Source organism: Thermoflexus sp., from assembly GCF_042408365.1.
Taxonomy (GTDB): domain Bacteria; phylum Chloroflexota; class Anaerolineae; order Thermoflexales; family Thermoflexaceae; genus Thermoflexus.
On sequence record NZ_JBHOQJ010000261.1, the window covers coordinates 1 to 13,146 of the forward strand.

Below are 13,146 nucleotides of genomic sequence, written 5' to 3' on the forward strand. Positions count from 1 at the left end.
CGGGCCGCTTACACGGCCCGCCCCTCACAGAAATTCCCCGAATCGGAAGCTCGTCACCACGGGTTGGGATAAAGGGGAGAAAGACCTGGAGAGGAGAAGGGTTGAGAGAGTTCTAGTTTTAATTTCGTAGAAAACAGGCACGTCTCATGGACCTGCGGAGCTCGCAGCTTCGCTATCTCCCTCACTTTCCTCCACCTGAAAACGCCAGATCCGCTCGAGCGATTGGATCTCCCGGCGGAGGCGACAGGCCAGGTTCTGGCGCTCCTCCAGGCTCAGGAAAGCGGCCTCCACTGCGTTCTCGAGGATCCGCAACAGATCTTTCCATTGCAAACCCATTCCGGCCATGGCGAACAAATATTCATCCGTCAGCGTGGTGTCACTGATGCTGGGGTCATCCGTGTTCAGTGTGACTTTCAGGCCCAGCCGATAGAGATCCGGCAGGGGATGGTGATGGAACCCGGCAACGGCTCCAGTTTGCAAATTGCTGGTCGGACAGATCTCCAGAGGGATGTTCCGCTCGTGAAGCAGCCGTAGGACCTCAACATCGTGAATGGCTTGGATCCCATGGCCGATGCGATGGGCACCCATCACCAGGATCGCATGGCGGATATTTGCTGGCGGGCCAATCTCTCCTGCGTGGATGGTCAGGAAAAGCCCCTGCTCCCGAGCCCACTGGAAAACCGGGATCAAAGGCCGTGATGCCTCGTGCACTTCATCCCCTGCCAAATCCAGCGCCACCACACCGTTGGGTCGATAGGCAGCAGCCAGGCGGGCGATCTGCCAAGCCACCTCCGGATCTTCCCCACGCACGATGGTCATGATCAGGCGCACCTGGATATCGAAATCCCGCTGAGCCTGCCGCACACCCTCCAGAACCCAAGCGGTGACCTCTTCCAGTTGGAATCCCTGGGTCTGGGCCAGCGCCGCTGGGTTGAAGCGAAGTTCCAGATAACGGACATGGTCGAGCGCGGCATCCGCGACCGCTTCATAAGCCATGCGACGGATTGCCTCTTCATCGGTGTAGAACAAACGAAGGAGCCTGAATCGGGAGAGAAAACGGTGGAAATCCGCGGGCTCGCTGACCGTGAATCGAACGAATGGCTCCAGATCTCTGGCTGCCGGATCCAGCCCCAGGCGGATCCGATGCCGGCGGGCGATCTCCATCAGGGTGCTCAGACGAAGCGAGCCTTCCAGATGCCGGTGCAGGTCGACTTTAGGCAGGCGATGCAGAAGAGCGCGCCATGCATGCGCCACCGGTCCATGCCGGAGACGCCTCCGCACACGCTCCGGGGATCCTTCTAACGCTCTCGATCCTCTATCCTCTTGTGCACTCGCGGACGTCATCTTATCGAGCCTTGCTGGTAGTGCTTCATCCACTTTTTAGGATATGCGACGGAGGGGCCATCCGCCCCACCCCCCTCCTTCTCCCTCCCCGCATCCTGAGGGGATGCGGGGAGGGAGAAGAGAAAACCCTTCAGAGGTTGGAAACCGCCTTCGGCGGTCCCCAGATGGGGAAAGTCGTGAAATCTCTGTAAGGCGCTCTACGGCTCGCCAAAAAGGAACTCCAACAATTCATCAGAAGCCACGGTCGGCGGCTTGGGGATGGTGAAATAGAAGGTGCTGCCTTTTCCGAGCTCGCTCTCCGCCCAGACTCGGCCGCCGTGGGCTTCGACAATCCGCTTGACGATCGCCAGGCCCAACCCCATTCCCCCGAACCGTCGCTTGGTGGATCCATCCACTTGATAAAACCGCTCGAAGATGCGCTCCAGTTTATCCGGCGGGATCCCAATGCCGGTATCCTGTACCGACACCTGAACATGGTCCTCCTGATCCAGGATGCGAAGGGTGATCCGCCCCCCGTTCGGGCTGAACTTCACTGCATTATGCAGCAGATTGTCCAGAACCTGGGAGAGCCGCTCCCGATCCCCCCAGACCATCACCGGCCCCCCGGGATCCTCCATGACGAACTCCAGGCCGGCCTGGGCAGCGGTGAGCTGAAAGCTTTGGATAGAGATCCGGGCCAGGGCCACGATATCCACAGCCTCAAAGGAAAGGGTTCCCCGCTCGATCCGTTGCAGGGTGACGATGTCGCCGACCAGCCGGCTCAAGAGGTTGGTTTTCTCCGCGATGATCTCCATGGCTTCCCGCTGGGCCTCTGTTAACGGCCCCATCGAGCCTTCCATCAGGAGATCCACATACCCCTTAATGAACGTCAGGGGCGTGCGCAATTCATGGGAGACGTTCTGCACGATCTCGTCCTTCAAGCGATCGGCCTCCTGAAGTTCCTCATATGCCCGGCGCAGTTCCTCCGCATGGGCCCTCAATTCATGGAACAGGCGGGCGTTCTCTATCGCGGCAGCCGCTTGAGCAGCCACAATGGTCAGCAAGCGCTCATGCTCCGGCTGGAAGGCGTAAGGGATTTCATGATCCACCGACAGGGCGCCGATCACCCGGTCGCCAACCATCAATGGAACGCACATTAAGGAGCGGACCGAGGGATCGAAGACCACGAAGCGAGGATCCTCGCGGGTGTCCGGCACGTAGATGGGGCGCCTCTCCTGAACCGTCTGACCGGCGATCCCCTCGCCGATCCGCAGGCGGGCCTCCTGCCGCCAGCGGTCCTTGACCCCGGCAGCGGCTCGGATCTCCAACATCTCCGTCCGGGGATTCAGCAACATAATATTCGCCGCCCGGCAGTGGAGGACCTCCCGCAGAGTCGTCACCACAGAATCCAGCAGGACCCCGAGATCCAAAGTGGTGCTCATACGGCGAGCGAACTCATAGAGCGTGGTGACCTCCCGCAGACGCTGAGCGGTCTCCCCATAGAGACGGGCGTTCTCCAGAATCACCGCCAGATGACCGGCCAGCGTGGTCATCAGGCGCAGGTCCTCCTCCGTAAAGGCGTTCAGACGAGGGCTTTCCGCGTTCAGCACGCCGATCACCCGCTCTCCGATTTTCATGGGGACAGCTAGCTCGGACTGGGTGCTCGGCTCCGCTTCCAGATAATCGGGATCCTGCCGGACGTCTGGGACGAGCGCAGGCATCCCAGTCCGGGCCACCCGGCCGGTGATCCCCTGATGGATGGTCAGAGGAACCCGAATCGCTTCCTCCGAGAACCCATAATGCCCATAGCTCCGGAGACGCCCTGTCTCTTCCTCCAGCAACAGGCACTCCACCGCTTCAAAGCCAAGCGTCCGCTGGATCGCCAGGAGGGCCTGATGGATAACGCGCTCCGGATCCAAGGTGACCGATGCAGCGGCGATAACTTCGTAAAGGATGCTCAACTCGTTCAAACGGCGGTGTGCCTGACGGAAAAGCCGTGCGTTCTCCAGAGCAATCGCCAGCTGCCCGGCGAGGGTCCCAAGAAGGCGGACATGATCCTCCCGGAAAGCCCCTGGCTCCGGGCTCTGGACATCTAGGACGCCGATCAGACGATCGCCGATGAGAAGCGGAACTGCCAACTCAGCGCGGGTCTGAGCGATCATAGGCAGGTATCCCTCATCCGCCTGCACATCCGGCACCAGCACCGGAGACCGTGTGGCGGCGGCGCGACCTACGATGCCCTCCCCCACCCGAAGGCGAGCCGCATGCTGCGCTTCCTCCTCCCGTTCACCGGTTCGATACCGAACCAGTACAGTGGGGTCTGTAGGATCCGTCAGGAAAAGGGCGACATATTGAAAGGCTGGCTCCCTCTGGAGCAATTGGATGATTTGGTCGATCATGGGGTCAAAGTCTGTGAAGCGGACAGCGATCTCTGAAACCCGGTACAGGGTTTCCAACTCCCGCAGGCGACTTAGGGCTTCCTCGTAGAGACGGGCGTTCGCGATCGCCACCGCCGCCTGATCGACAACGGTGTTCAGCCAGCGAAGCTCGTTGGCGCTGAACAAGCGAGGGGATTCGAACACCACATTCAGGGCGCCCATCACCCGGTCGGCATGGCGCAGCGGAAACGCAGCGATCGCCCGGATCCCCCAGGCCTGTGCCTCCGGATCCTGGAACAGAGGATGCGTCGATGTGTCCGGAATGACCAGCGGGCGACCGGTTCGGATCACCGTCGAGGTCACCCCCTCAGGCCGAGGTATGGGCGCCTCGAAGCGAAGCCTCCCACCTCGGACAAACGTCATCCCGGAGCGCCATTGCTTTCCCTCTTCATCAAGCAAATGGATATACACCCGATCCGCCCGGGTATGCTGCAGGAGGTGCCGCGCCACTGTTTCCAGCACCTGACGAAGGTCCAGGATGGATGTAGCCTGAGCGGCTATCTCCTGAAGCGCGGTGAGCTCAGCGATCCGCTTCTGGGATTCCTCATAAAGCCGGGCGTTGTGAAGCGCCAGGCTCAAATGATCCGCAAACGATTGGAAGATCGGCTCATCATCGGAGAAAAATGCATTGGGATGGATTGAGAAGAGAACCAGGACGCCGATGACGAAATCTTCCATGCGAAGCGGGACAAGGATCGCCGAGCGGACCGTGTGGACCCCTTCGGGAGCGAGATACAAGTACTCCTCATCCTGCAGGGCATCTGCGATTCGCACAATGGTGTTTTGAGTCACGCTCTGCGCAAGGGCTCCCACCACGGGTCGGGTGCTGCCCTTTAAGAGGTACTCGGAGAGCAGTCCTGCCGAGGCCACGATTTCCACCACGGTCGGGTCGGAGCTGATCAAGAAAACCACCGCCCCATCACACATCATCTCCTCGACCGCCAACCGGACCGCTATATCGAATACCTCTTTGGAGTCCAGAGTGGCAGTTAACGCGCGGGAGATCCGACTGAACGCCCCCAACAAGCGGGCACGCCGGTGCTCGGCCTCGTAAAGCATGGTGTTGGCCAAGGCCACCCCGATCTGATCCGCTAACGCCCGGGCCAGTTGAATCTCCTCCTCGGTGAAATGACGCAATCGGACATCGCTAATCTCAATCAGCCCGATAGCACGACCTCGCACCCGCAGAGGGAGCATCAGGCAGGTCTGATAACCGAAAACCCGCATCCACGCCTTCTCATGAGGATCGGCCTCCGGATCGTCCGCCCGGATCACCATGAAATCCCCTTCCTCGAACAGGCGAAGAGTCGCCGGGTATTCCATCAAAGGATAGGAGCGGCCAATCTCCGGAGGGGAGGGATCCTCCGCCTGCCGCTCGGGCGGCGTGTAATCCGCGTGCACCACAAGCGCATCCCCCTGGGGATTCAGGAGGGAAATTGTGCAGTTAGTGGCCCGGAGCACGCTTGCCAGATGACGCGTTGTCTGCCAGAGGACTTCTTCCGTGCTCAGGGTGGAAGCCGCCAGAGCAGCCCCAACCACCAGCGCCCCCAGATCCCGGATCCGCTGATGGGTTTCCTGATACAAAGCAGCGTTCTGAAAAGCGATCGCTGTGTGGAAAGCCCACAGCCGTAAGGCCTCCAGCTTTTCCGCCTGAAACTTCTTTGAGGCTTCCAAGAAGGCAACCAGATAGCCCAACGTCCGCTCGCCACATGGCAACGGCGCGATGATCACCTTTTCTCCATGGAACTCACCGGCCCATCCCAGGTCCCCCGCATCCAGAAAGAGGCGCGGTTCGCCTGGAGGCGCCCCGAGAAGCGTGCTCACTTTCTCATAAGGCAGGCGCTGTCCTGGGGGAGATCGCTGTGGATCGGTCGCTGCCCGTAAAACCAGTTGCTTCCCCGAGGCATCCCATAGCCAGATCTGGGCCCGACCCACATCAAAGAGCTCACAAGTCGCCCGAATGGCCTGCGTCAGGACCGTGTCCGGATCCATCTCGGCGGACAGCACCGCCATCGCCCGGCTCAGGCGCTCCATCAGCTGGCTGCGTTGATGCTCCCGAAAAGTCAGGCGGGCTGCTTCTAAGAGCGCGCCAAGCTGATCCGAGATGGCCGCGATGAACTCGCGCTCGGATGGGAGCACCTGCTCCAGGCGTGAGGAGGCCAGACCCAATAAGCCGATCGTTCGGGCCTGCGCCCGAAGAGGAGCCAGGATGAGCATACGGATGCCTCCGGGCCAGTCCTCGCCAGCCGGTTTGAACCGAACCTGAATCTGGCTTTCCTGAAGAACCTTTTCCATCGATTCCGGTGGTAGCTGTGCGATCAGAGCCTGAACGATCGCCGGATCGAGGCCGCTGATGTGCCTGCCCTCCCCTTCTCCCTCGAGCAGATACAGCCATCCTCCATCCAACCCCAGGCTCTCCAAGATCCACCTCAGCGCCTCATCGGCCAGGCGGGAAACATCGGGGACAGCACCGGACAAGCCGATCATCGTATAGAAAGCCGACAGCTCGTGAGCCATTCGGTGGGTATGCTCCAGCAGCCGGAAGACATACACCGTAGAGGCTACGAGGCCGCCCAAGGCCTCGACCAGGCGTGTCTCAACCTCCGTCATTGCCGGAACGGGCTGGCTCCTTCCGAGAATCAACAGGCCAATGGAGCGGCCGGCGAAGCGTAGGGGGATGATGTGAGCGAGGGCGAAAGCAGAGGATGGCAATAGGCTCCTCATCGGCTCTGGAAGGCCCTCCCACCGGACCGTTCGAGTTTCCTCAATTTTCATCAACGCTTGGAGGCTTCTCTGCTCAACAAAAGAACCGGGGTTGACCGGCTCGCCCTCCAAACCAACCACAACCGAGGTGGGCAGGGAAGAACGTCCCTCTGCCGGCAGGAGGAGCAAGCCCACCTCCGCCCGGGACAGTTTCAGGATGACCCTCAACGCCAGATCCAGCCACCCCTCCACATCAGCAGTTCGGGCGGCCTCGCGACCCACCTCCAGCACCTGGGCGATGGCTTGCTCATATTGATCCAGCGTCGCGCGAGCGGAGCGCAAGCTCTCGGCAGTCACCAGGGCCAGGGCGATTTGAGTGCCGAGCAGCGTAAGCAGATCGCGCTCCATCGAGAAGGCGGGGCGAGGCCAGCGATAACCGAGGGCCAGAAGACCAACCGGGGTCCCCCGATGCACCAGCGGAAGCATCACCAACGTGCGGATCCCTGCCCATTCTGCGATCTCTCGCGTAATCGGCGCCAGGGTGGCCGTCCGGATGTCTTCAATATACCAAGCATATCGATGAGCCAGGAAAGCCAGGTAGGTAGGCTCATCCAGCTCCACATGGCCAAATTGAGCCGCGAATCCCTCGTCCAGGCCGAAGCCGATCAACAGATCCAGACATCGGCCCTGTACTCGGTAGGCCACTCCCGCATCCGCTTTCCACATTTCCATCAGAAGGTGAAGGGCGCTGGACATCAGAGCCCGCGGATCGTGAAGATGGTGAGCCAGCTCGGCCACCATCCCCAGGGCCTGGGAAAGCTCCCGCTGAAGCCGCTCTTCTGCGCCCGAGGCGATCTGACGGATGACGCCCCATGAGGGACCCGCAGTGGCTAACCAGCGGGCTTGACCACGCTCCCCCTCAGGGCCGAGGAGCACCTCCCAGGTGGCTGGGAGACCTTCCCGGAAGAGCTGAGCCCAGGCCTCTGCGATCGCCCCTTGTTGGGCCGGGTTGACCCACTCCCAGATCAGGCGCTCCAGGAAATCCACGCGAGGAATTCGCCAGAAGGAGGAAGCCGCAGCGTTCAACCAGAGGATCCGGCCGGCCTCATCTAACACATAGAGGGGCTCCGCGATAGCCTCCCATTGGGCCAGACGCTCCAGAGGGATCAGGGGCTCCAAATGGAACCGGAGGGTATGTGGAGATCGTCCGGGCACCGCAGCAAAGCGGCATGGGAGGGCCAGAGAGGTTAGCCAGAGGCATCCGGCAGATGGCTCTCCCTTGCGGATCGCCTCTTGTAAGGCGGACCAAGGGGGAGACACTCTCACAATACATTCGGCCGTCTGCACGCGTTGCCGAGGATCCAACCAGGGTTCCAATGCCGCCGCGAGCCGCTCATCCAGGTGGAAGCGATTGCTCCGCAGATCCAAACGTGCTCTGAACGTGGAGGTGAATTGCCTTTGCCGGCCCATGCCACAACTCCCCATAGGCGTTATGCTATCCGGAGCCCGCGAAAGGAGGCGGGAGGACCCCATCCCCCTCCTTGTGAACTTTGATCCGTGCTATAGGGTTGTGGGGCCCGCGCTGGATCTCCTCCTACTAATCAGCGGCGGCGCTTCGAGACCGGTTCCGATGGGATTGCGGTTCCGGGAAGGGGAGGCGCCCCGGGCCGGCCATGGCAGTGCTTATACTTCTTGCCGCTGCCGCACGGGCACGGATCGTTCCGCCCGATGGGGCGGGAAGCCGCCTCCGATTGAACCCGCATCCGAGCGCCCGCCGCCGTCCGGCGTTCCCGGGCCAGGGCCTGGCCAGCGGGCACAATCAAGAAGAGCCGCCGTACGGTCTCCGCGCGGATGTTGTTCAGCAGATCTTGGAACATCTCAAACGCCCGTCGCTTGTATTCAACCAGCGGATCTCGCTGGCCGAAGGCCTCCAGCCCAATCCCCTGCCGCAAGTTCTCAATAGCGGTCAGATAATCCACCCATAGTTGACCGATCAGACCGAGCAGCAAGTTACGGGCGGCTGTTGAGAAAGCCCGGCGCCCAAAGAACCGGATGGCTGCCTCTTGAAGCTCCGGCTCCCAACGCCCGAAGGGAACCTCTGCAACGATCTCCCAGCGCTCCGCACCCAGCCAGTTCATCAAGCTGAGGCGAGCTGCTTCCTCCAGATCGATCGGCCGTTGCTCCACCATCGAGGCCCATACGGTGCGGCCCAGCTCCTCCTCACGGGCCTCCAAGACTTGACGGAGGTGTTCCAGGATCCGCGTGCTGCGCTCCCCCGGCGGGACCTCCTCCAGCAGCTGCCCCGCCAGATACGAGAGCGGAAACACCACTTGCGCGTAAGCCACCCGTTGATGCGTTCGCGCATCAAACGTGGTTTGTCGGGTGAACTGGGCCTCCCAGAGCGCCTGAGCCAGCACAGCGGGATCCCGTTGCCCGTTCAGGCGATCCGCCAGGATCCCTTCTACCTCCTGGAGATGAGCCTCCAGCCGAGATCGGGTTTCCTGCAGGACCCCCTCACGGATCATCTCCGTCAGTTCTTCCCAGGTGGCCTCCAGCAAATCCGCTTCACTGAGGGTGAACCCCACACCTGTCCGGCGGGCGGCGGCGGTCAGGGCTTGCAGCCGTAACGCGCGATGCCCAGCCTCCCGCACCGCCTGCAGCAAGCGTTCCTTCACCTCCTCCGGCGCCGTCGCCCGGAGGCCCTCCAGTCGGACTTCCAGGCCAGTCAGCTCCCGCACCCGCTCCAAGAGATTCCGCAGATTAAGCGACTGGCGACCCTCCGCGCCTTCCTCAAGCCAATCTTCGAACGCTCGCTCGGCGGTATCCAGCCAATCGGAGAGCGTATCCCGGCTGCGCTCCGCGACGGCCTGAACCGCGCGGGCGGCTGCCTCCGCCCAATGAGCGGCTGCCGCTTGCGCCGCTTCACGGAGCAACGCGGCCATCCCCCGAAGGGAAGGCTCACCGGATTCCAGCCGCTCCAAGAGCAAGGCCAAGCTGAAAGATGGGAGGAACCGCCCATCGCTGAGCATCATGGGCGGCTGGATGCTATCCAGCCACTCGATCACTTTCCACCCCTCACCGGGCTTCATTTGCTGGAGCCGACGCCCGACCTCCGCCTCCACCATCGCCCAGAGGTCGTCGTGAAGGTCATCTCGCAGGAGCAGTCGGAGCCGCTGGCCATAGATCAGCTCCCGCTGACGGTTGAGAACATCGTCGTATTCCAAAAGATGCTTGCGGATATCGAAGTTGTAGCCCTCGACCCGCCGCTGGGCCTCCTCGATGGTCTTGTTCAGCCATGGATGCTCCAGCGGCTCATCATCATCTCCCCAGACGCGCTCCATAAAGCTGCGCAGACGATCCCCGGCGAACCGCCGGAGCAGATCATCCTCCAGCGATAGATAGAACCGCGAGGAACCGGGATCCCCCTGACGGCCGGCGCGGCCCCGCAGCTGATTGTCGATGCGCCGTGCCTCGTGGCGCTCCGTGCCGATCACGTGAAGGCCGCCCAGCGCCTTCACCGTGCGCTCGCCCTCGATATGATCCAGGAAACGCTGCACCGCCTCCCGGTAGAGCCCGTACTGAGAGGGCTCCAGCCGCCGCAGGGCCTCCGCTCGCTCCTCGAACGTCATCTCGTAGGGATCGAACCCGGCCCGGCGCAGAACCCGGTTCACATCCCCCAGAACTTCCTCGGGGAGCTCGCCGCCCAGTTTGATATCCACACCGCGCCCCGCCATGTTGGTGGCGATGGTCACCGCCCCCACCCGGCCCGCCTGGGCAATGATGCGCGCCTCCCGATCGTGATACCGGGCGTTCAGTACCTCGTGGGGAACCCCATGCTCCAAGATGCGCCGAAGGCGATCCGTCTGCTCCACCTCCCACAGCTCCGCCAAGCGCTCCAAATTGGCCGGGGCCATAGGATCCGGCTCCAGCCCCAGCGCCCGGGCCCAGGAGCGGAGCTTCCCGATGGGAAGCTTCTCCGGCGGCTGGCCGAGAGCCCCTCGGTCTTCCTCGGAAAGCGGGAGGTCTTCCCCCTGGGCCTCTCGATGCCGCAGCGCGTCCTTCACCAGATCCACCAGCGCCAGCCAGCGCACGCCTTCCGCCTGCAGGCGCTTGCTCAAATAATCCGAGGCCTCCACCGAGGTGGTCCCCACCAGCACCGGCCTCCCCAGCGCGTGCATCCGAATGATCTCCCGCAGGATGGCCCGGTGCTTGGCCTCCTTCGTGCGGTAGATCACATCGGGATGATCGACGCGGATCATCGGACGGTGGGTAGGGATAACCACCACATCCAATCCATAGATCTTCTGGAACTCCTCCGCCTCCGTAGCCGCTGTGCCCGTCATCCCGGCCAGCTTCTCATACATGCGGAAGTAATTCTGGATGGTGATGGTGGCGTAGGTGACATTCTCCGGGCGGATCGGCACCCCTTCCTTGGCTTCGATCGCCTGATGAAGGCCATCCGACCAGCGGCGGTCCGGCATCAGACGGCCGGTGAATTCATCAATGATCACCACCTGACGGCCCTGCACAATGTAATCCCGATTCCGGTGATATAGGAGCTGGGCTTTGAGGGCCTGCTCCAGGTGATGGATCATTTTCATCTGCTCAGGGGTAAGCTCCTCCGGCCGCTCGGGGTCGAAGAGGGGCTTGCCGATGAGCTGCTCGACCCGGTCGTAGCCTGAATCCGTGAGATGGACGGTGCGGTGTTTCTCGTCGATCTCATAATCCCCGGGCCGTAGCTGCTTTACGATCTGGGCCCAGCGGATGTATTCCTCCGTTGCCTCCTCCGCCGGACCGCTGATAATGAGCGGCGTTCGGGCCTCATCGATGAGGATGTTATCCACCTCATCCACAATCGCGTAGCGATGCGGACGCTCCAGCCGCTGGACCCGCGCCTCGAGGGTGAAGGCCATGTTGTCCCGCAGGTAGTCGAAGCCGAACTCGTTGTTCGTTCCATAGGTGATGTCCGCCAGATACGCTTCCTTGCGCGAGACTGGGCGCAGCTGCGCGAAGTCCTCCTTCCCCCCCTCGTAATCCGGATCGTAAATGTAGGCGTTGCCCTCCCCGGCTTGCAGCAGACCGACCCGGAGGCCCAGCATATGATAGATCGGGCCCATCCAGCGGGTGTCCCGCCGGGCCAAGTAGTCGTTCACCGTCACCAGATGGGCTCCCAAGCCCAGCAGGGCGTTCAGATACAGCGGGAGGGTGGCGACCAGCGTCTTCCCCTCGCCGGTCTTCATCTCGGCGACCTTGCCGAAATGAAGCGCAATGCCGCCCAGCAACTGCACATCATAATGGCGCAGTCCCAGAGTTCGTTTGGAAGCCTCCCGGACGGCGGCGAAGGCCTGGGGGAGGATTTCCTCCAGGACTGCCTCCTCAGCCTGACGCAGCTCTGCCAGGCGCTGCTTCATCTCGTACTCCAGCTGCGTGCGCCGGTCCGGATCCCGCTCCACCAGCCAGGCCAGATAAGCTCGGCGGTGGGCTTCCCGATGTCCGGAGATCGCCTCCGCGATCCGCGCCCGGAAGCGGTCCGTCATGGCGCGCAGCTCGGCGTCCGTCAGCGCCTCGAACTCCGGCTCCAGGCGATTGATCGCTTCCACCAATGGGGCCCATTGGCGTAGCCAGCGATTCGATGGGTCCCCCATGATCTTCCCCAGCACCTTTTTCAGCATTGCTTTCCTCTCATCGCGTGAAGGTTGCGCTCAGAGAACGGAACTGCCCGTGGGACACTCGAACTGAAGTAGGAGTTACGCGGTTTGGCGCCCACGAGAGGAATCGGAAGGGCCCCAAACTGCGTAACTCCTACTTAAGTTTAAACCAAATTCGTCCCCGCCGGGGAAGGGTAAGTGTTTGAGGTGGATGACAAAGTTCCTACCCCTCCACCGCTTCAGGTTACTGTATAATCGAAGAACACGCGAGGATGTGAGAGCCATCTTCGACGGTTTCCTATGCGCCCCTGCTAGGGGAAGGCCGACAGTCCTGGAGGTGGCCATGGTTCTTGATCTGGTAGTGGTTTTCGGAGCGCTGATCAGTGCGTATCTGGGGGGTCGCAGAGGGCTGGTCAAGCAGATCCTGAGCCTGGCCTCCGTTTATCTCTCCATGCTGATCGCGCTGGGCTTTCAGGATTTCCTGGCCCGCGCATTCGCCCGGGCTGTTGGTCTCATCACCATTGAGACCGCCATCTTCTTCTTCGTCGTGATCTTCCTGATCGCCTATATCGGCTTGGAGCTCCTGAACTTCGTTTTCTACCGACAAACCCGTCTAACGGCCCTGGGGTTGCTGGACGCGCTCTTGGGCGGCCTCTCCGGGATCCTTTGGTGGCTGGTTTTGGTGGGCGCCATCCTGACCTTGATCTTCTACAGCCTCACCGTTCCTTGGACATGGCAGCTGGCCCCTGTCGCCGCCGCCCTCCGCGCGGATTTCCACGTTTCCATGACGCTTCCCACCATCGCGATGCTCTTCAAGAATTATGCCATTGCCCCGATACGGCTGGTCATGTATCCGCTCCCGGCCATCCTAACCGGATGGCCGTGAGGGGATCCTCTCCCAGCAAGCAGGATCGCCAGGGCCTCTTCCACCCTCGTTTTGAGGATGTGTGCGAATGGCCCCACCCCCTGGATCCCCCCTCCCCACAGCCCAAAGGGCCACAGGAGGCTGGGGGGCCGGGCGCCTTTGGCGCCCG

4 protein-coding genes are annotated in these 13,146 nt (G+C 62.0%); 1 reads left to right on the forward strand and 3 read right to left on the reverse strand.

Translation table 11 applies throughout. The features are described 5' to 3' along the window. Positions 1–144 precede the first annotated feature (144 nt). From add to ACFMO5_RS11985, 3 genes are all read right to left on the reverse strand, one after another. A complete protein-coding gene (gene add, locus ACFMO5_RS11975; protein ID WP_376792985.1) occupies positions 145–1,281 on the reverse strand; it encodes an adenosine deaminase in 1,137 nt (378 codons plus the stop codon). A 260-nt stretch (positions 1,282–1,541) separates the two neighbouring features. Beyond that, a complete protein-coding gene (locus ACFMO5_RS11980) occupies positions 1,542–7,934 on the reverse strand; it encodes a GAF domain-containing protein (RefSeq protein WP_376792986.1) in 6,393 nt (2,130 codons plus the stop codon). Between the two features lie 131 nt (positions 7,935–8,065). Beyond that, a complete protein-coding gene (locus ACFMO5_RS11985) occupies positions 8,066–12,136 on the reverse strand; it encodes an SEC-C metal-binding domain-containing protein (RefSeq protein ID WP_376792987.1) in 4,071 nt (1,356 codons plus the stop codon). 319 nt (positions 12,137–12,455) lie between these two features. Between ACFMO5_RS11985 and ACFMO5_RS11990 the strand changes: the two genes are divergently transcribed. Beyond that, positions 12,456–12,998 (forward strand): CvpA family protein, encoded by a 543-nt coding sequence (locus tag ACFMO5_RS11990; RefSeq protein ID WP_376792988.1) that lies wholly within the window; start codon positions 12,456–12,458, stop codon positions 12,996–12,998. Positions 12,999–13,146 lie beyond the last annotated feature (148 nt).

What these genes read in the sequence shown, in the direction of transcription:
- ACFMO5_RS11980 (WP_376792986.1), bottom strand. Translation starts at nt 7,934, where the DNA reads ATGGGCCGGCAAAGGCAATTCACCTCCACGTTCAGAGCACGTTTGGAT.
- ACFMO5_RS11985 (WP_376792987.1), bottom strand. Translation starts at nt 12,136, where the DNA reads ATGCTGAAAAAGGTGCTGGGGAAGATCATGGGGGACCCATCGAATCGC.
- ACFMO5_RS11990 (WP_376792988.1), top strand. Translation starts at nt 12,456, where the DNA reads ATGGTTCTTGATCTGGTAGTGGTTTTCGGAGCGCTGATCAGTGCGTAT.